The organism is Pseudomonas sp. SID14000, assembly GCF_002165135.1.
Taxonomy (GTDB): domain Bacteria; phylum Pseudomonadota; class Gammaproteobacteria; order Pseudomonadales; family Pseudomonadaceae; genus Aquipseudomonas.
In genome coordinates this window covers 247,718-265,576 of record NZ_NFZQ01000004.1, presented here as the reverse complement: position 1 = coordinate 265,576, position 17,859 = coordinate 247,718, and the positions used below count along the sequence as shown (strand labels likewise).

At 60.6% G+C, this 17,859-nt stretch carries 23 protein-coding genes; 13 read left to right on the top strand and 10 right to left on the bottom strand.

What is annotated here, in order from left to right; genetic code table 11:
- Positions 1-86: 86 nt before the first annotated feature.
- The 5 genes from CAY82_RS08145 to xth all read left to right on the top strand — a co-directional run bounded on the left by CAY82_RS08145 (position 87) and on the right by xth (position 5,210).
- Positions 87-1,157, top strand: coding sequence for a C45 family peptidase (locus CAY82_RS08145; protein WP_087500762.1), 1,071 nt, complete (start codon positions 87-89; stop codon positions 1,155-1,157).
- Between the two features lie 53 nt (positions 1,158-1,210).
- Complete coding sequence (locus CAY82_RS08140) at positions 1,211-2,545, top strand: MFS transporter (RefSeq protein WP_087500761.1); 1,335 nt, start codon at positions 1,211-1,213, stop codon at positions 2,543-2,545.
- A gap of 679 nt (positions 2,546-3,224) precedes the next feature.
- Positions 3,225-3,839, top strand: coding sequence for a hypothetical protein (locus CAY82_RS08135; protein ID WP_087500760.1), 615 nt, complete (start codon positions 3,225-3,227; stop codon positions 3,837-3,839).
- 334 nt (positions 3,840-4,173) lie between these two features.
- On the top strand, positions 4,174-4,416 hold the full coding sequence (locus CAY82_RS08130; protein ID WP_003257678.1) for a hypothetical protein: 243 nt from the start codon (positions 4,174-4,176) through the stop codon (positions 4,414-4,416).
- Positions 4,413-5,210 (top strand): exodeoxyribonuclease III, encoded by a 798-nt coding sequence (gene xth / locus CAY82_RS08125; protein ID WP_087500759.1) that lies wholly within the window; start codon positions 4,413-4,415, stop codon positions 5,208-5,210. The genes CAY82_RS08130 and xth overlap by 4 nt, the downstream gene beginning before the upstream one ends.
- A 74-nt stretch (positions 5,211-5,284) precedes the next feature.
- On the opposite strand, the gene CAY82_RS08120 is transcribed toward xth, so the two are convergent.
- The 7 genes from CAY82_RS08120 to CAY82_RS08090 all read right to left on the bottom strand — a co-directional run bounded on the left by CAY82_RS08120 (position 5,285) and on the right by CAY82_RS08090 (position 9,164).
- A complete protein-coding gene (locus CAY82_RS08120) occupies positions 5,285-5,596 on the bottom strand; it encodes a hypothetical protein (RefSeq protein ID WP_256576244.1) in 312 nt (103 codons plus the stop codon).
- Positions 5,597-5,710: 114 nt separating this feature from the next.
- A complete protein-coding gene (locus CAY82_RS08115) occupies positions 5,711-6,820 on the bottom strand; it encodes a mechanosensitive ion channel family protein (protein ID WP_087500758.1) in 1,110 nt (369 codons plus the stop codon).
- Positions 6,813-7,100, bottom strand: a complete 288-nt coding sequence (locus tag CAY82_RS08110) for a hypothetical protein (protein ID WP_087500757.1) — start codon at positions 7,098-7,100, stop codon at positions 6,813-6,815. Before CAY82_RS08110 ends, CAY82_RS08115 begins: the two co-directional genes overlap by 8 nt.
- Positions 7,100-7,564 carry a hemerythrin domain-containing protein gene (locus tag CAY82_RS08105; RefSeq protein ID WP_087500756.1) on the bottom strand — a complete coding sequence of 155 codons (465 nt, stop codon included), beginning with the start codon at positions 7,562-7,564 and terminating at the stop codon, positions 7,100-7,102. Before CAY82_RS08105 ends, CAY82_RS08110 begins: the two co-directional genes overlap by 1 nt.
- A gap of 123 nt (positions 7,565-7,687) precedes the next feature.
- Positions 7,688-8,131, bottom strand: coding sequence for a DUF421 domain-containing protein (locus tag CAY82_RS08100; protein ID WP_087500755.1), 444 nt, complete (start codon positions 8,129-8,131; stop codon positions 7,688-7,690).
- A 9-nt stretch (positions 8,132-8,140) separates the two neighbouring features.
- A complete protein-coding gene (locus CAY82_RS08095; protein WP_087500754.1) occupies positions 8,141-8,647 on the bottom strand; it encodes a hypothetical protein in 507 nt (168 codons plus the stop codon).
- A 13-nt stretch (positions 8,648-8,660) separates the two neighbouring features.
- Positions 8,661-9,164: a CinA family protein gene (locus CAY82_RS08090; RefSeq protein ID WP_087500753.1), complete on the bottom strand. Its 504-nt coding sequence runs from the start codon at positions 9,162-9,164 to the stop codon at positions 8,661-8,663.
- 185 nt (positions 9,165-9,349) lie between these two features.
- Between CAY82_RS08090 and CAY82_RS08085 the strand changes: the two genes are divergently transcribed.
- The 4 genes from CAY82_RS08085 (at position 9,350) to CAY82_RS08075 (ending at position 10,744) form a co-directional block, all read left to right on the top strand.
- Complete coding sequence (locus CAY82_RS08085) at positions 9,350-9,583, top strand: PLDc N-terminal domain-containing protein (protein WP_087500752.1); 234 nt, start codon at positions 9,350-9,352, stop codon at positions 9,581-9,583.
- A gap of 8 nt (positions 9,584-9,591) precedes the next feature.
- Entirely contained in the window at positions 9,592-9,741 is a 150-nt protein-coding gene (locus CAY82_RS26670) for a hypothetical protein (protein ID WP_170931049.1), read from the top strand.
- A gap of 194 nt (positions 9,742-9,935) precedes the next feature.
- Positions 9,936-10,208 (top strand): hypothetical protein, encoded by a 273-nt coding sequence (locus CAY82_RS25895; RefSeq protein WP_140399091.1) that lies wholly within the window; start codon positions 9,936-9,938, stop codon positions 10,206-10,208.
- 53 nt (positions 10,209-10,261) lie between these two features.
- Positions 10,262-10,744: a YMGG-like glycine zipper-containing protein gene (locus tag CAY82_RS08075; RefSeq protein WP_087500750.1), complete on the top strand. Its 483-nt coding sequence runs from the start codon at positions 10,262-10,264 to the stop codon at positions 10,742-10,744.
- Positions 10,745-10,876: 132 nt separating this feature from the next.
- Here CAY82_RS08075 and CAY82_RS08070 read toward each other — a convergent pair whose 3' ends face one another.
- Both CAY82_RS08070 and CAY82_RS08065 read right to left on the bottom strand, forming a co-directional pair.
- Positions 10,877-11,278, bottom strand: a complete 402-nt coding sequence (locus tag CAY82_RS08070; protein WP_087500749.1) for a GFA family protein — start codon at positions 11,276-11,278, stop codon at positions 10,877-10,879.
- A 21-nt stretch (positions 11,279-11,299) separates the two neighbouring features.
- Positions 11,300-12,214, bottom strand: a complete 915-nt coding sequence (locus tag CAY82_RS08065; RefSeq protein ID WP_087500748.1) for a LysR family transcriptional regulator — start codon at positions 12,212-12,214, stop codon at positions 11,300-11,302.
- A 199-nt stretch (positions 12,215-12,413) separates the two neighbouring features.
- On the opposite strand from CAY82_RS08065, the gene CAY82_RS08060 reads away from it, so the two are divergent.
- From CAY82_RS08060 to hutH, 4 genes are all read left to right on the top strand, one after another.
- A complete protein-coding gene (locus CAY82_RS08060; RefSeq protein WP_087500747.1) occupies positions 12,414-13,382 on the top strand; it encodes an ABC transporter substrate-binding protein in 969 nt (322 codons plus the stop codon).
- A 75-nt stretch (positions 13,383-13,457) separates the two neighbouring features.
- Positions 13,458-14,309, top strand: coding sequence for a proline/glycine betaine ABC transporter permease (locus tag CAY82_RS08055; RefSeq protein ID WP_087500746.1), 852 nt, complete (start codon positions 13,458-13,460; stop codon positions 14,307-14,309).
- Positions 14,306-15,139, top strand: a complete 834-nt coding sequence (locus CAY82_RS08050) for a glycine betaine/L-proline ABC transporter ATP-binding protein (protein WP_087500745.1) — start codon at positions 14,306-14,308, stop codon at positions 15,137-15,139. The genes CAY82_RS08055 and CAY82_RS08050 overlap by 4 nt, the downstream gene beginning before the upstream one ends.
- A gap of 12 nt (positions 15,140-15,151) precedes the next feature.
- The gene (gene hutH / locus CAY82_RS08045) at positions 15,152-16,675 is read left to right on the top strand and encodes a histidine ammonia-lyase (RefSeq protein WP_087500744.1); all 1,524 of its coding nucleotides are present in this window, start codon (positions 15,152-15,154) and stop codon (positions 16,673-16,675) included.
- Between the two features lie 201 nt (positions 16,676-16,876).
- Here hutH and CAY82_RS08040 read toward each other — a convergent pair whose 3' ends face one another.
- The gene (locus tag CAY82_RS08040) at positions 16,877-17,572 is read right to left on the bottom strand and encodes an alpha/beta fold hydrolase (RefSeq protein WP_170931048.1); all 696 of its coding nucleotides are present in this window, start codon (positions 17,570-17,572) and stop codon (positions 16,877-16,879) included.
- Between the last annotated feature and the right edge of the window lie 287 nt (positions 17,573-17,859).

The window sequence follows — 17,859 nt, the reverse complement described above, 5'->3', positions numbered from 1 at the left end:
GTTGTGGCGATGATCGATCGGGGGGCGCCTCGTTAGGCTAGCGGTGCTTGCCTGACCACCCCGGCCTGTACCAGGAGTCCCCCGCCTTGAAGATCCACACCCATGTCAGCGACATCCACCACCCTCTCGAGCGCGGCCACCAGATTGGCGCGCGCTTCGCCGAACAGATCCGTACCACCACTGCACTGTACCTGGGCTTTTTTCCACGGGTTGGCGTGCCCTTGAGCGAGGCGCAACGCATCGGCGAAAACAGCCTGGCTGCCCTGGAAACCTGGAGCCCGGGCCTGGCCGCTGAAGTGGTCGGCATGGCCCGCGGTGCCGACCTGCCGCTGTGGCAACTGGCGAGCCTGAACGCGCGCACCGAAGTGCTGGCGGCCCGCACCCGCCACAGTGAATGCTCCACCACCGTGCATGCACCCCGTGGCGCGCGTGCGCCGCAGACCCTGCAGACCTGGGACTGGCATGACAGCCTGTGCCCCCATGGTCTGATGCTGGCGCTGCACACCGAGCGCGGCATGAACGTCAAGCTGTTCTGCGAGTTCGGCATGCTCGCCAAGCTTGGTGTGAACAGCGCGGGCCTCGGCCTGCACTTCAATATTCTCCACCATGCCAGTGACAACGACCGTGGTGGTGTGCCGGTGCACGCCATCGCCCGGCGTCTGCTGGAGGAGGCCAGCAGTGTCGAGGAGGCCATCGAGCTTGCCCGGTCTGCACAGGTCAGTGCCTCTACCGTGCTGACAGTGTTCTCCCGGCAGGACAGCAGCCCGCGCGCAGCCAGCATCGAACTGAGCCCCGTGCGCACTGCCCTGGTGCTGCCACGAGAAGACGGCTGGCTGCTGCACACCAACCACTTCCTCGACCCACAACTGAGCCTGGGCGAGCAGGTCGCCGACCGTGCCGATACCCAATACCGCCTGGGCCACCTTGAGCAGGTGGTCGGCCAGATGGCCAGCGCTGACCTGCGTGCCCGGGCCGAGGCCATGTGCGGCGCCGAGGGTGACAGTGCGCCGATCTGCTTCCACCCGGACATGGCCATGCCCGATACCGAGCGCTGGGAAACCTTGCTCAGCGTCGGCATCGACACCGTACGCTGTGCCCTGCAGTACGTAGCCGGTACGCCTGTGCACCTGGCCAAGGCCGGCTTCGACACTTTCTGAGCCAACCCGGTGCCGCCAGCCCAAGGCGGCACCGCCGAACGAGAACAACAACAATGCATGCGCACCATTCCCACCCTGCGTCATCCCGCTCCGCCTTGCGAACCTTCTGCGTCTCCGGCCTGGGGACGGCGCTGGAATTCTATGACTTCATCATCTACGGCACTGCCGCTGCACTGGTGTTTCCCCAGGTGTTCTTCCCGCACATGGACCACCTGACCGCCACGCTGGTGGCCTTCAGCGCCTTCGGTGCGGGCTTTCTTGCCCGACCGTTGGGAGGGCTGGTGTTCGGCCACTTCGGTGACCGCATCGGCCGGCAGAAGGTACTGGTCGCGACCTTGCTGCTGATGGGCATGAGTACCTTCCTCATCGGCTGCCTGCCCGGCCATGCCAGCGTCGGCGTGGTCGCGCCGATCCTGCTGGTGCTGCTGCGCCTGGTCCAGGGTTTTGCGGCAGGTGGAGAGTGGGGGGGCGCCGCGCTGTTCGGCATCGAGTCTGCGCCAGCGGGGCGGCGCGGGTTGTGGGGTAGCTTCACCAGCATGGGGATCGGCGTGGGGGGCATCCTCGGTGCTGGAGTGTTCGCCATCGTCAGCGCGGCCTTCGACGACAACCTGGTCGATTTCGCCTGGCGCATCCCGTTCTGGCTGGGTGGTACCTTGGTGCTGATCGGCCTGTACGCGCGCCTGAAGGCGCCGGCAGCGGCCACTGCGCCACTGACCAAGCCCGTGCGTGCGCCGTTGGCCGAGGCCCTGCGCCAGCGTCCGCGGCAGCTGTTGTTGTGCACCGGGATCGCTTTCGGTTACTGCACCATCGCCTATATCGGCAGCACCTTCTTCCTGACTTACGCCACGCAGGTGGGCTTCGGCAGTACCGAGGCGTTGATGTTCGACCTGGCGCTGTCGGTCGCCATCGTGCTGTCGGCACCATTGTTCGGCTACCTGTCGGACCGCCTGGGGCGGCGCACGGTGATGAGCTTCGGCGCAGTGGCCATGGCCCTGGGGCTGTTCGTGTTCTTTTCCCTGGTGGGCATTAAGAGCTTCGCCATCGCCTTGTGCGCCTACAGCCTGACCGGCCTGCTGATGGGCGCGACCCAAGGGCCCATCCCGGCCTTCCTCGGCGAGCAGTTCCCGCGCAGCATGCGCTATTCGGGCATCTCGGCCAGCTATCAGGTCGGCGCCGCGCTGGGTGGCGGTACCGCCTCGAGCGTTGCTACGGCAATCCTGATTTTCACCGACCATGACCCGCTGGGCGTGGCGCTGTATGGCGCGGGGGCACTGGCACTGGTCGCGGTGTGCTCGCTGATGTTGCGCGAGACATCGCGCTTGAGCCTGGCGCAGATCGATGAGGAGGCGCCGGGGCACCTGGCGTCAGCGGCGTTGGGCACTCATTGACGGCATCTGTGCTGCCTGGCAGCACCCAGGGCGAGTTGCGGGTGCTGGCAGGCTGAAGGCGACAGACGGGTCGTTGGCTGCGCCTGGCGATCGGAATGGGGCTGTTTTGGCCTGACTGATGGCACTTCAGACACGGCCAGCCGCAAAACGAGAACTGCGAAACAGCGGAGTAGAGCATTCAAAGCCGCTTGTGAAGTTTGGATCCAGTTGCCGTGAAAACTTTCCAATCGGTCAAATTATAACAACTTAGCAAACTAACTAAGTTGACTAAGTGTACCGCCTGTCGGTCGTTTTGCTTGAGAAATGAACGATTTGGGCGACGCTGACTCCTATTTGCCAGCAGGTGCATTCAATGTGATTGCACCTCGCGCCTTTCCCCAGAACTTATGGACGTTCAACCTCATCGGCATCGCAGGGATGCTCATGGGGCTTTTATTTTCCTGGATAAATGGAGAAGTGCCATGCCCAACCGAGGCTCTTCGGGTGAGTCACCGTGTGCATTGAATAACGAATAACGAATAACGATCTGCTGTTTCAATTAACGATTTGAATTTGGTCTTGCCGCTGCGATTAAAGCGTTCGCACGCCTATTGCAAGGTCATCTAGCGCTAACGCATTACGTGGAGAAAACGTCGTGGAGATTAATACAATTATTAGCCTGTTCGGGCAGAAAGAATCCATGGAGCTGGTGCGGTTGTCGGTGATTTACGTTCATTTGCTGGCCTGTTGCATTGCCATCGGCCTGGTATTCGCCAGTGACGCCGAGATGGTCAGGAACTTATTGAAAGGTCATAAAGGGGCCGGGCATGACAGTCAGCATATGACGCGCTTGCAGAAGTCCGTGGCCAATGCCCTGATATTCCTGTGGCTCACGGGCGCCGCAGTGATTGGAATTGACTACCTTGATAAAGGTATGAACTATTTTGCCAATCCAAAACTTCAAGCGAAGGTCATTATTGTCATGTTGCTGACCTTCAATGGTATGTTGTTGCATCGTTATGTATTGCCTGCCTTGCTCAAAGCGGGCAACTTGCTCGACCTGAATTTTGGCGTGCGGATGTTCGCACTGTTCTCCGGTGCACTGTCGGGTGTGTCCTGGCTGTATGCGGCGATGCTGGGCGTCGGCCGGCCACTGGCCTGGAAATACTCGCTGACCGAGTTGCTGCTGGCCTATCCGGTGATGATCGTGCTCGGCTTTGCCCTGATGGCTGCCCTGACCCAGTGGGCGCGCAACCGTAGCCAGGCCGAACCGGTTCAAGCGCCTGTCTGGCGACTGGCAGGCATTCCTACCTGAATGCTTGAGTAATGCTTCAATGACGCCGCGAACCGGGAAACCTGGTTCGCGGCGAGCTTGTTCATGCGCAGCGCCTTGGCGGCTCCTACAAAGGCTGCGCCAAACGAGCGATTTTGTTTCTCTGCGCCACAGAGCAGCCTACCTGGTATCTTCACGGTATGCAGAACTTGCACAAGGCCTGTGGGAGCGGGCGTGCCCGCGAAAGGGCCGGAACAGGCAGTCGAGAAATTTCAGTAATTCAACAATGGCCATACAAGACTGGCCCGTGGCGTTGAATTTGAACGCCGCTGCGTGATGGGGCTCTTAATGCAAAGGACACCGTGAGGGCTTCGTCATGAGCATTGAACGCAGCATCCCCGAGCTCGAGGCCTGGTACGCTCAGTACGACGACATCAGTTACCGCCGTGAGTCACCGGATGCCTACCACCATGAACTGCTTCGCACCGCCGAGGCCCTGCGCGACGATGGCGCCATCGACTGGGACGACTGGCTGGCGCTCAAGGCATTGGCCGATGATGCCCATGTGCGCGCCCTGGAAGATGCCGTGCAGGCCCATGTGAGCGACCCCGACGCATGAAAACGCTGAAGATTGCCACGTTCAACATCAACGGCATTCGCAGCCGACTACCGGCGCTGCTGGCCTGGCTGGAGCGGGAAAGGCCAGACATTGCCTGCCTGCAGGAGCTCAAGGCGACGGATCAGCAGTTTCCTCACCAGGCGCTGGAAGCGGCGGGGTACGGCAGCCTCTACCAAGGGCAGCCTTCGTGGAACGGCGTGGCCATTCTGGCCCGAGGCAGCGAACCACTGGAAGTACGCCGTGGCCTGCCAGGCATGGAGGGCGACAACCAGAGCCGCTACCTGGAAGCTGCGGTGCAGGGTGTGCTGGTGGCATGCCTGTATCTGCCGAACGGCAACCCGCAACCCGGGCCGAAATTCGACTACAAACTCCGTTGGTTCGAGAGCCTGATCGAGCATGCGAAAGCGTTATATGGCAGTGGCCATCCCACGGTGCTGGCAGGCGATTTCAATGTCGTGCCTACCGATATGGATATCTATGACACACGCTCCTGGTTGAAGGATGCACTGCTGCAGCCCGAGTCACGCCAGTGCTATCAGAAACTGCTGCAGCAGGGCTGGGTCGATGCCATTCGTCATCTGTATCCGGACGAACGCATCTACACCTTCTGGGATTATTTCCGTAACCACTGGGCACGCAACGCCGGGTTACGCATCGACCACCTGCTGCTCAACCCCGACGCCGGGCCTTACCTCAAACGGGCGGGTGTCGATGCGTGGGTGCGAAACGAAGCCAAGGCCAGCGATCACGCACCTGTCTGGATCGAGCTGAGCGCGCGGCGTCGGCGGACTTAGCGCTGTTCGAGCGGGAGTGAGCCCGTGCTGTTGCGCGGGCCCTCGTTGACGTTCATTCAGGCGGGCGACAGCTTTCAACTACCGGAACCGTTGCCTGAGCCCGAGCCGCCGGAGCCCCCGGTCCCGCTGCCGGTGCTGCTACCAGATCCGTTGGTGGTGCCATCGCCTCCGGTCTTGTCGGTATCATTGCGATCGGTTCCGCCAGACCCCGTACCCATGGCGTCTCCCGGTGTTCCGGAGCCGGTCGCGCCGCCCTGGCCATTCATAGGTTGGCCGTCCTGCGTCTGCGTGCTGGGCGCCCGCTGATCGTTGATGTCAGTGGCCGCCAGGGCGACAGGCGCGCTGGCACCCAGGCACAGCGCCAGCAGCAGCGCATGAGGCTTCATGATCTTCACGGTGATACTCCTTTGCTGGTTGGTCACCTACTGTTTGGCCAGCAGCGTCCGTGGCCGTGCCGTGGGATCGACGAAATGCGTGAAGCGCGTATGCAAGGGGATGAGTCATCCCACCTGAATGGTTTGAGGTCCACGCCTTGATTCTTCTGGCAACGCCGTGACCTTGATCGCGCGTACCGGTACGGCGAACTTGGCACCGATCTTCGAGAAGCGTTCGAGCAGGTGGAAATTGATCGCTTGCTGGATGTCCATGTACAGGTTGTATCCGGGGTCCTGGACGATATAGACGCACTCGAATTCCAGCGCCTCTTTGCCGAAACCGCGCAGGTGGGCACGGTCGAAGCGCACCTGCTGCTGCGCCTTGATCGCGTCCTCGACAATGGCGGGCGCCTTTTTCACGGCTTCGGTTGGCGTGTCGTAGGACAGGCCGAACTCGAACACGATCCGTCGTTCCTGCAGGCGTTTGTAGTTCTGGATGGTGCTGCTGATCATGCTGGCGTTGGCCATGACGATCTGCTCGCCGCCCAGACTGCGGATGCGTGTGGTCTTCAGGCCCACGTGTTCCACCGTGCCGGCCAGCGGGCCGATGACGATGAAGTCGCCCACTTCGAACGGCTTGTCCACGGCGATGGACAACGAGGCGAACAGGTCGCCGAGGATGTTCTGCACGGCCAGTGCAACAGCGATACCGCCGACCCCCAGGCTGGCGACGAAGGCGGTGATGTTCACGCCCAGGTTGGAGAGCATCGCCAGCAGCACCACTGACCAGAGCAGCACCCGCGCACCCCATGCCGACAGGGTGGCCAGCGCACTGCCCGGGTTCAACCCGTCGGTGCGGTGCCGGGCGAAGTAGCGACTCAGGCCCAGGCCGATGGCGCGGTTTGCCCATAGCCCGATCTGCAATGCCGCGACCACGAACCACAGGCTACCGACCCGGCTCAGCCAGCGCTCGGGCAGGTCGAGCATGCTCAGGCCCACCAGCAGCGAGGCGAGAAACAGCAGAAAATTGCTGGTCCCGGCGAGTACTTTGGTCAGCACCTGGCTTAGCCCGCCGTCACGTTCGGACCAGCGTCTGACCCGCCGCTGCACGAAGCTGATGGCCCCCCGCGCCACGAGGAAGGTCAGCAAGGCTACCGTCAATGCCAGCAACAGGTTGAGCACGGATATTCCGAACAGGGTGGTATCGGTGAACAAGGCGATGATGCGATCACTCATGAGACGCTTGCCTCCTTCCGTAGGGATTGGCTGGCCGTGGGTGTTCCATGGCCGTGTTTTTCTTCCACCCGCGCAGGTTCATGGCGCACAGGCAGCCCTGCAGGAGGATCAGCGCCCAGGCTTGCGCCTGCCACCCCCAGATGGCCCACAGCACATTGCTGGCAATGAAGCAGCAGAAACCCAGCTTGCGCCGGCCAGGGCGCCGCGAACCGATGCACCAGGCGGCAAGCACCGTCAGAGCCATGGCCGGCCAGTCAAGCAAGTCGATCCAGTCCTCCATCACGCGGCACGCTGTTCGCCCTTGAGCAGCTTTTTCTGCGCCTCCATGGCCTGTCCGAGCTTGTCCAGTTCCTGTTTGCCCAGTAGCTTGCGGGCGGTCGGGAACAGCTCGCTTTCTTCTTCCTCGATATGGTGTTCCAGCAGCTCCTTCATGACCTTGACTCGCCCGGCGAACTCGACGGTACCGGTCTCGGTTTGCAGCAGGTCCGGCAGCACCAGCGAGTCGACGGCGCGATGTTCCTCCTTGGCTTCGTAATACATCTTCGCCTCTTCCTTGCCGCCAGCCTGCTTGATGGCGGGGTACAGGATTTCTTCTTCCAGCGCGGTGTGGATGGTCACTTCCTGCTTGATGCGTTCGAGCAACTCGGCGCGCTTCTTCACCGCGCGCTCAGTGGTAGTGGAGAGTTCCTCCAGCAGCTTTTTCACCAGCTCATGATCCTGGATCAGCAGTTCGATAGCGTTCATGAAACACCTCTTCAGGGTTGCAAAAATCACGATTGCCTTCGATGGAGTAAGGTGCGTGCGACAAGGTTCAAAGCGGATGATCAACGTACCGGGCCGCAGCTGCCTTGCACCCGGCAGGTAGGGTCACTCCTGCGGGATGATCGAGATCTTGCCGTTGCGCTCGACAATGGCGAACTTGATCTGCCCGACGCTTTCAATGCCCTGGCTGTCCCGAGCTGATTCGAGGATGTCGTCTTCGGTCAGCCGTGCCCGCCGCATTCGGTGGTGGAGAAAGCGCCCCTGATCCACGACCAGTGTCGCGTGGCCATCGACCAGCCGGGCCAGGCGCCTGGAGTTGAGCTTGGCCAGTGACAGGCCGACATCCAGAACGATCAGCGTAGCGATCACCAGCATGGCGTTGGTGAATGAGAAGTCCTCGCCCAGCAAGGCCTGCTGGGTCGCTTCACCAATGATCAGCAGCAAGACGAAGTCGAAGGTGGTCAGGTCGGCCAGCGAGCGCCTGCCAGCCACGCGAAACAGCAGCATCAGCGCGATATACATGCCTGCTGCACGGAGAATGGAGTCCATGTCGCACTCCTAGGGGTAAAGAAAGGTCGAGAAATGCACTGTGCTGCTCGGACCAGCCCTGACAACACCTTCGAGTGTGCCGACGTATTCGCTGCGCAGGGTCAGATAAAGGGTGGCGATCCCCTCTTTGCTGGTACCCAGCTGGAGCAGGAGCGACTGGCCATGGGAACGCGATGCTTGCGGCTCTGGTTGCAGCGTTTCGATGCTGGCTTCGCGCAGCAGGGTGCCGCCGAGCAACAACGTCACCGGCTCCCCTGCGATACCGCGAACCGTGATGCGCAGGTTGTCGGTGGTGCCGCTGCGGCTGAGGCGCTGATAGTCCACCTGCACCCGGCCGTCTTCACTCGAGACCTGTGCGTCACTGAGCGGGCCGTTGCCGAACAACCCGGCCAGGGCCAGCAGCACGATCAGCACCAGGGCATACCATCCGACCCGTTCGAAACGCCACACCCGCTGCTGCATCCGCATGTCTTCCTCGACGGGATGGTGCCTTGAAACCAGCTCCTCTTCGTCCATGCTCGCAGCCCCCTCAGGCGCGCTCACCGCGCAGCCAGCGTTGGTGGTAATGGGCCAGGTGCGACAACCCGTAGAGCGCACCCTGGCGGATGACCTCCGTGCGCTCGCCAAAAAAACGCTGGCTGCGAGTGAACACGGCCTGGGGCTCGCCGGCAAATGCCCAGGCGAAGCACACGGTGCCTGGGGCGATGGCATCCTGCGGCTCCGGCCCGGCGACACCCGTGCTGGCGATGGCGACGGTGGCGTCGCTGTCTTTCAAGGCGCCAAGCGCCATCTCCCAGGCTACGGGCTCGCTGGTCAGGCCGTAGCGTTCGATAGTCTGGGGATTGACGCCGAGCAGGCGTTTCTTGGCGCTTGGCGAGTACACCACGTAGCCGCTTTCCAGCACCTCTCCGGTTCCGGGTACTGCCGCCAGCAGCGCAACCATGGCGCCGGCCGTGCAGGATTCTGCGGTGGTCAGCAGCAGCTTGTGGGTCTTGAGGTAATCAAGGGCCTCGCATACGGGGTCGGTCGACATGGCCAGTCACTCGTGCGTTGTTTTGTGGTGGACGTGTTCCTTGCGGGATTGGTTCATTACGCGCGCCACCCATCAATGGCGGGGAAAGCTTCCTGAACTTTGTTCCATCTGCTGGCTTCCTCTTGGTAGGAGGGTGGCGGTGCGCACCACGCGCTGCTGCCGGAACATGCAGAGGAGAAGCGATCATGACCGAGCCTGTGACGTATTTCTGGATCGTTGTTGCGGCGATGATTCTGTTGGTCGACCTGTGGGCCATCATCAGTGTTTTTCGCAGTGACAAGCGCGATGTGACGAAGGCGATGTGGGCACTGTTGCTGTTGGCGCTGCCTGTTTTCGGCCTGGCCATCTGGGGTGTGCTAGGGCCGCGTGGAATCAAACGCGGTACCGGGCCGTCTTCGCCTGAACATAGCAAGGGTTAGGAGGGGAGATGAACAAAGAATCGCAGTCACCTCGCAGCGGAACCCAGGGTGAAGAGGAACGGGACAATGATGCACAGCGTCCTGATGGTTCAACTGGCACTTCGCATGATTCTACTGCGCAGAAAACAGCACGGGATGAAACACCGCGCAAACGTTGAGCCGGGCGTGGCCAGTTGCATGGGCGTTGCAGGGCCATCATCAGCGGCTCCCGGTCTGAATTCGCAAGCGGCCCGCATAGATAGCCTGTGGGAGCGGGTTTGCCCGCGAAGAATCCACCGCGGCGCATGGCACCGGCTGCGCCGGTGTTCGCGGCTAAAGCCGCTCCCACAGGGGCCTGCTAAATCAATGAGTCATGGCCTTGCAGGTTGGTCGCCTCGCGGCCGAAAGAAACTTTGGCGGCACTGCCAGGCTCAACCGTGCTCAAGCCGAGCGTAAAGCAATGAACAAGAATCCAGCATTGCAAACCAGCTTTGCCCAGTCGGCCACGCCATTTCAGACCGTGGGCTTGCTGGCAAGGCCTGTTTCAACCAGCCTCAGACCATCGAAAATCCCCGAAGTTTCGTTGAAAAAACAGTGGCTTGGAGAATTTTTCCAAGTCGTGTCATTCGTCGGATTTCCGTTGTAAGCCGCTGTCCAGAGCCTCAGGATCGCGTCCGTATCTCTTTGAGGCTTTTACAAATGAAGTACTCCTCGATTCTCTTGTTGTCCCTTGGCCTGCTGAGCGGCGTTGCGTCGGCCGGCGGCAATACCGGAGCAGGTATAGGTGGCGCATTGGGTGGAGTATTGGGCTCGGTCGTCGGCCAGTCGATCGGCGGCAGCACCGGCTCGGCAATCGGCGCAGGCCTGGGTGGTGCGGCCGGTAGTGCGGTAGGCGCCGACAAGCACAGCCGTGGCGAGGCGGCCATCGGCGGCGCACTGGGTGCGGCTGGCGGTAACGTGGTAGGTCGCAAGATGGGCGGCACCACTGGCAGCATGATCGGCGCAGCAGCCGGTGGCGGTGTGGGCGGTGCCCTGGGCAACCACATGGGCCGGGATTACGACGATGAAAGTGGGCACCGCTACCGTGATTACGACGACGATGACGACGATCGTGGCTGGCGCCGTCACCGCCATGACCGTGGCCATCATTATGGCTGGCGCAAACACCGTCACGACGACTGATCCCAGCGCTAAAAGCCCATCAGGAGGGCTGGCAGCGATAGTTGCGGCCAGCCAGACAAATACCGGTTCAGCGCTCTTCGCAAGTTCCGATAGCGGCTAGTATCCGTTCAAGAATTTCTGCTCCCATCAAAGTCATTCAACTGGGGGGAGGGGAGTGGGTAGGGTGTACCAGGGGGCTGCGGAGTCCATGTGAACATGTTTCTGCTTCCTGGGTAAGAACGGGGTATCGAGCGTGCCCAGCGCTATCGAAGTCCAGTCAGCAAACTCACCCTGGAGGCGTGACCAGAACAAGGTCGAGCCGCACTCAGCGCAGAACTCGCGCACTACCGTCGGTGATGAAGCGAAGGCCTTGATGCTGCTGGCGCCGCGAAGTATTCGCAGCATGCTGCGTGGAACGCTGCCGTACGAAGCAAATGCGGCCCCATGACCTTTGCGGCACTGGCTGCAATGACAATGGCTCACTGCTTTTGGCGGGACGAGCAGTACGTAAGTGACCGCTGCGCACAAGCAGCTTCCCTGGAATGTCTCTTTCATAGGCGCTTCCGTACCCGTTGTTCATTCGGATGCAAACGACGGCCGTTCTGCGAACCATGCCACCGCCAGTTCCTTGAACGCCTCAGCCGAAGGCGTCAGCGGATAGCGCTGATCATGCGCCAGTACGATGCTGTGCGTTGGCAATTTCTCCTCGGTCGGCCGACATACCAGCGCTTGACCATCATAACTACGGTCACCAAATGGCCGGGTATAGATCAGCGCCACTCCAAACCCGTTGGCGACGAGGCTACGTTGCAACTCGAAAGTGCGCACACGGTGCACAGCGGCGGGTGAGAGATCGTAAAAGCTGAACAGATCCAACACATGCTGCCAACTGTGGACCTGATCGGTGACTACCAGGGTGTATTCGGATAGCGCTTTGAGACTGACGCGCGACGCCTTGGCCAACGGGTGATCGGCCGACAGCAGTACCTGAGCAGTCAGCTGGCACAACTGAGTGCATTGAGTGTTCGGTGGTAAACCCAGATCGTAGGTGATTGCCAGCTCTATCGCCCCCTCACTCAGCCGCTTGCCAACATAATCGAAGCTGCCCTCGCGCATATCGACAGTGACCCTTGGGCAGGACTCCTGCATCCGCCGCACAATTTGTGGCAGGCAATAGGGCGCCAGATCTTCAAAACATCCGACCACCAATTCTCCGACACACTCTCCAGCATTGGCATTGATCTCGGCAAAGGTCCGAGCCTCTGTCAGAACGCGACGGGCCTGGACCATGACGGTACGACCGAACGGGGTCAGCGATATGCCGAGGCCACGTTGGCGTACGAAAATCGATTGGCCCAGTACCTCTTCCAGTTCGGAGATCGCCGCCGAAATGGAGGGTTGTGAAACATGAAGCTCCATGGCGGCAGTCGTCAGGTTACCGTGCTTGGCCGCTGCGAGCGCATAGCGAAGTTGTCGCAGTGTGAACTTCATAGGTTTTTCCGTTGTGATACATCAGGACATATTATTTTATCCTTTTTTGAGGTTGTGAAATATTTCTCCTACGCAGTGGCCACCGATCACAGGTACCACGCCGATGCCGATAGCAAGGCTCATCAGTCAGTTTGGCGACCCTCTTTGGGCCGGATGCCCTCGACTACTGCAATCCATGTTCTTGTTTGGGAGCGTCACAATGAAAACTACAAAGGCTCTGCTGACCACGACACTATCTTTCGCGCTGCTGGCGGCCGCTGGCACCAGCCAGGCGGCCGGTTGGTGCGAGTCTGGCAAACCGGTGAAATTCGCTGGTTTGAACTGGGAAAGCGGGATGCTGCTCACGGATGTGATGCAGTTCGTGCTGAAAAATGGTTATGGCTGTGATACCGATAGCCTGCCGGGTAACTCCATCTCCATGGAGAACGCCCTGAGCAGCAACGATATCCAGGTGTTTGCCGAAGAGTGGGTGGGGCGCAGCGAGGTCTGGAACAAGGCTGCGGCTGCCGGCAAGGTGGTTGGCGTCGGCTCGCCGGTCGTTGGCGCGGTCGAAGGCTGGTATGTGCCGCGTTATGTGATCGAAGGCGATGCCAGGCGCAAACTCGAAGCCAAGGCACCGAACCTCAGGACCATCGCCGATCTGGGGCAATATGCCCAGGTATTCAAGGACCCGGAAGAACCCGACAAGGGGCGCTTCTACAATTGCCCGGCCGGCTGGACCTGCGAGCTGGACAATAGCGAGATGCTCAAGCGCTACGGCCTGGAAAGCACCTATACCAACTTCCGCCCGGGCACCGGCCCGGCACTGGATGCCGCCGTACTGTCGAGCTACAAGCGTGGCGAGCCGATCCTGTTCTACTACTGGTCGCCGACGCCGCTGATGGGCATGGTCGACCTGGTCAAGCTGGACGAGAAGCCAGGCGTGGATAAAACCCTGACCATCAAAGTGGGCCTGTCGAAGGCCTTCCATGAGCAGGCGCCCGAGCTGGTGGCGGTGCTGGAAAAGGTCAATCTGCCGATCGATCTGCTGAACCAGAACCTGGCGCGCATGAGCAAAGATCGTATCGAGTCGCCAGAACTGGCCAAGTTGTTCCTCAAGGAGCACCCCGAGGTCTGGCATAGCTGGGTCAGCGAAGACGCAGCCAAAAAAGTGGACGCGGCACTCTGAGCGTGTGAACGCGTCCGGCTCCTGCCGGATAAGGCGCATGACAGTCCGCTTCATACACTTGCTCGAGAGAATCCCATGTTTCCCAAGAACTTCACGTTTTCCATTGCCGACTGGGTCAATGGCTGGGTCGATGCGCTGGTAACCAACTACGGTGACGTGTTCCGGCACATCTCCGACACCCTGCTGTGGGCCATCGTCAACCTCGAAGGCCTGCTGCGCACGATGCCCTGGTGGCTGATGCTGGCGATCGTCGCAGGTATTGCCTGGCATGCTACCCGTAAAGTCGTGACCACTGCCGTGATCGTCGGCTTGCTCTTCCTGGTTGGTGCGGTCGGTCTCTGGGACAAGCTGATGCAGACCCTGGCGCTGATGCTGGTAGCAACACTGATATCGGTCCTGGTCGGCATTCCGCTGGGTGTCCTTTCGGCACGCAGCGATCGCCTGCGGGCGGTGTTGATGCCGCTGCTCGACATCATGCAGACCATGCCCAGTTTCGTGTACCTGATTCCGGTACTGATGTTGTTCGGCCTGGGCAAGGTGCCGGCGATCTTCGCCACTGTCATCTATGCCGCCCCGCCACTGATCCGCCTGACCGATCTGGGCATTCGCCAGGTGGATGGCGAGGTCATGGAGGCGATCAATGCTTTCGGTGCCAATCGCATGCAACAACTGTTCGGCGTGCAGCTACCACTGGCGTTGCCGAGCATCATGGCCGGTATCAACCAGACCACCATGATGGCCCTGTCGATGGTGGTCATCGCCTCGATGATTGGGGCCCGTGGCCTGGGTGAAGACGTCCTGGTCGGCATCCAGACCCTGAATGTGGGGCGCGGCCTCGAAGCAGGCCTGGCCATTGTGATTCTGGCGGTCGTGATCGACCGCATTACCCAGGCCTATGGCCGACCACGGCATGGGGTGGGCAAATGAGCGCCAAGCAGACGATGAACAAGATCGAAGTCAAGAATGTCTTCAAGATATTCGGCGCTCGCGCCGAAGATGCCCTGAAACTGATCCGCCAGAAAAAAGCCAAGGATCAGGTCCTGGCCGAAACCGGCTGCGTGGTCGGCGTCAACGATCTCTCGTTGTCCATCGGCAGCGGTGAGATCTTCGTGATCATGGGGCTGTCGGGCTCGGGCAAGTCGACCCTTGTGCGTCACTTCAACCGACTGATCGACCCGACCAGCGGCGAGATCCTGGTCGATGGTGAAGACATTCTGCAATACGACATGGAAGCCCTGCGCGAATTCCGCCGGCACAAGATCAGCATGGTGTTCCAGAGCTTCGGCCTGTTGCCGCACCGTACCGTGCTGGACAACGTCGCTTACGGCCTGAAAGTCCGTGGCGAGAGCAAGGCCATGTGCGCAGAGCGTGCCCTGCACTGGATCAACACCGTGGGCCTCAAGGGTTACGAAAAATCCTACCCGCACCAGTTGTCGGGCGGCATGCGTCAGCGCGTCGGCCTGGCCCGTGCTCTGGCTGCCGATACCGACATTATCCTGATGGACGAAGCCTTCAGTGCGCTCGACCCGCTGATTCGCGCCGAAATGCAGGACCAGTTGCTGGAACTGCAAAAGACCCTGCACAAAACCATCGTCTTCATCACTCACGACCTGGACGAAGCGGTACGTATCGGCAACCGGATTGCCATTCTCAAGGACGGTCGCCTGGTCCAGGTCGGCACGCCGCAAGAAATCCTCTACCAGCCTGCGGACGAATACGTAGATCGTTTCGTGCAGCGTCGCGTAGCTTCGCTTTAAGGAACCGCGTGTATGTCGTTTGCCGAAAAAATCATCATCGCCGACGCGCCAATCCGTTGGCAGGAGGTGGTGGCTGTGGCCCGGCATGGCGCGAAGCTTGAGCTGGCCCCATCGGCCTGGGCGCGGATCGAAAACGCCCAGGCGATTGTCCAGCGCATCGTTTCCAGCGGTGACCGTGCCTATGGCGTCAACACCGGGCTTGGCGCCTTGTGCAATGTCTCGTTGCAGGACGAACAACTCAGCCAGTTGTCGCACAACACCTTGCTCAGCCATGCCTGTGGCGTGGGTACAGCGCTGTCGGACGAACAGACCCGGGCGATAATGTGCGCGGCGATCATCAATTTCTGCCAGGGCCGTTCCGGCCTTCAGCGTAAAGTGGTCGAGGCGCTGCTGACCTTGCTCAACCAGCACATCACCCCGCAGGTCCCGAAACAGGGATCGGTGGGGTATCTGACCCACATGGCACATATCAGCATCAGCTTGCTGGGCGTCGGCCAGGTCAGCTATCGCGGCCAGATCGTGCCGGCGCAGCAGGCCTTGGCCGAGGTCGGCCTGGCGCCTGTCAAACTGGGTGCCAAGGATGGTCTGTGCCTGGTCAACGGTACCCCTTGCATGACTGGCCTGAGCTGCCTGTCCTTGGACGACGCCACGCGGTTGAGCCAATGGGCGGATGTTATCAGCGCCATGAGCTTCGAGGCCCTGCGCGGCCAGCTCGATGCCTTCGACCCTGAAATCATCGCGATGAAACCGCACCCCGGCATGCAGCGCGTGGGCAGTAATCTGCGTCGCCTGCTCGAAGGCAGCGAAATCATTGCCAGCAGCCATGGCATTCGCACCCAGGACGCCTTGAGCATTCGCTCGATTCCGCAGGTTCATGGCGCCGCGCGCGATCAGTTGGAACACGCTGCGCGGCAGATCGAAACCGAACTCAACTCCACGACCGACAACCCGATGTTGCTGGGTACACCCGAGTCGTATCGGGTGGTTTCCCAGGCGAATCCGCACGGCCAGTCCGTGGCCATGGCGGCCGACTTGCTGGCAATCGCGGTGGCCGAGATCGGGGCGATTGCCGAGCGTCGTCTCGATCGCCTGATCAACCCGTTGGTCAGCGGCTTGCCGGCCTTCCTGGTCAGCCAACCGGGTGTGAATTCGGGCATGATGATTGTCCAGTACGTGGCCGCTTCACTGTGTGCAGAGAACCGTCAACTGGCACAACCGGCAGTCGTCGACAACTACGTCACCTCCGGCCTGCAGGAGGATCATCTGAGCATGGGCACCAATGCCGGGTTGAAACTGCACCGCGCCCTGGAGAACTGTACGCAGATCCTCGCCATCGAATACCTGTTGGCAGCCCAGGCATTCGAGTTCCTCAAGGAGCAGCGCTTTGGCGCAGGTACCAACGTCGCCTGGCGGTTGTTGCGCGAGCGGGTCCCGGCCTATGCCCAGGACCGTTGGCTGGCCCCGGATATCGCCAGCAGCGCATCGATCCTGAAGGATCCCGGCCTGCTTGGTGCTGCATTCCCCGAGCTGCTATGACAGATGCAAGTGCCTGCCGAACTTGTGGCTTCGAATCGTGCAGGTCAAAACCGATGCAATTGGGGGCAGACCGAATGCAAGTGGGGGCAAGTAAGCTCCCGCGCGACTCTCAGTTTTCGATGTGTTTACCGCGTTTTCACACCGCCTGTACCCATTACATACGTTCAACAGATGCTAACCCTGAAGGCTTTACGCATTCCCCTACAGCCAGCAGTCCAGAGCGGCCCGTACTTTGTCCGGCCGCTCAACCACAAGCATGTGCGTCTCTCCATGTATCAACACCAGCTCGGCGTGTTTAATGCTGCGTATGGCATCTTGCATCATCCTCTCGCCGAATATCTGATCGTCACGGCCCCCCAAAATCAGGGTCGGGGTGCCAGACTGATCAATAACGAGGTCTTCGTGAGCTGTCTCTAACAGCTCCAGGTATGCCTGAACAGTGGCGGGATCATTGAGGAAACGCCCGAGCCATGGCCCGACGAGGCGCGTAAACAGAGCAAAGCGAATGTTGCGCCAGCGAGATCGGTAGATGTTCGCGAAGGTGCCAAGCAACGCCTTGGTGTCCTCCTTGGCTACTGCCTCGATTTGTGACCTGACGATGTGCTGGCCGGAATCGGACAGCCCTAAAGCACTCGAAATCAGGACAAGCTTGCCGAAATGGCCGGGCATCAGTGCCGATAGACGGGCGGCAACGACCCCGCCAAAGGATATTCCGAGCAGCGAGACCCCTTGGGGATATCGGGTGCTCATAGCGACGCCCAGATGTTGGGACAGCTGGTTCAGGCTGCACGGTGGCGAATCGGGATAGTTCCACAATACGAAGCTACTTCCTTCGGGCAATGTTGCTGCGATGCGAGCCAGGTCCCTGGCAAGCCGCTTGGTCCGCGGCTTGTACATGAACCCCTGGCCTCCGTTAAGCACCTGTATTGGGCGCTCGTCGTCGCCGACCCGGCTGTAGCCAATGCCTGCGTGTATTCCTGAGTAAACAGGCCGACTGCCTATTCGAAATGGTAGACGCCGTTCATTAACCAAAATCATCATAGAATCGAGGGCCATATCCCTTGTGCAGTATGGTATGCGTTCAGGTTTCTCTGACAGTCTTGCTTTATCAACAGTTGACGGTATGTCATCAGATAGGGTGATGACGCTTACGTCTGGTATTTGACATCATCTTCATGCGTGTT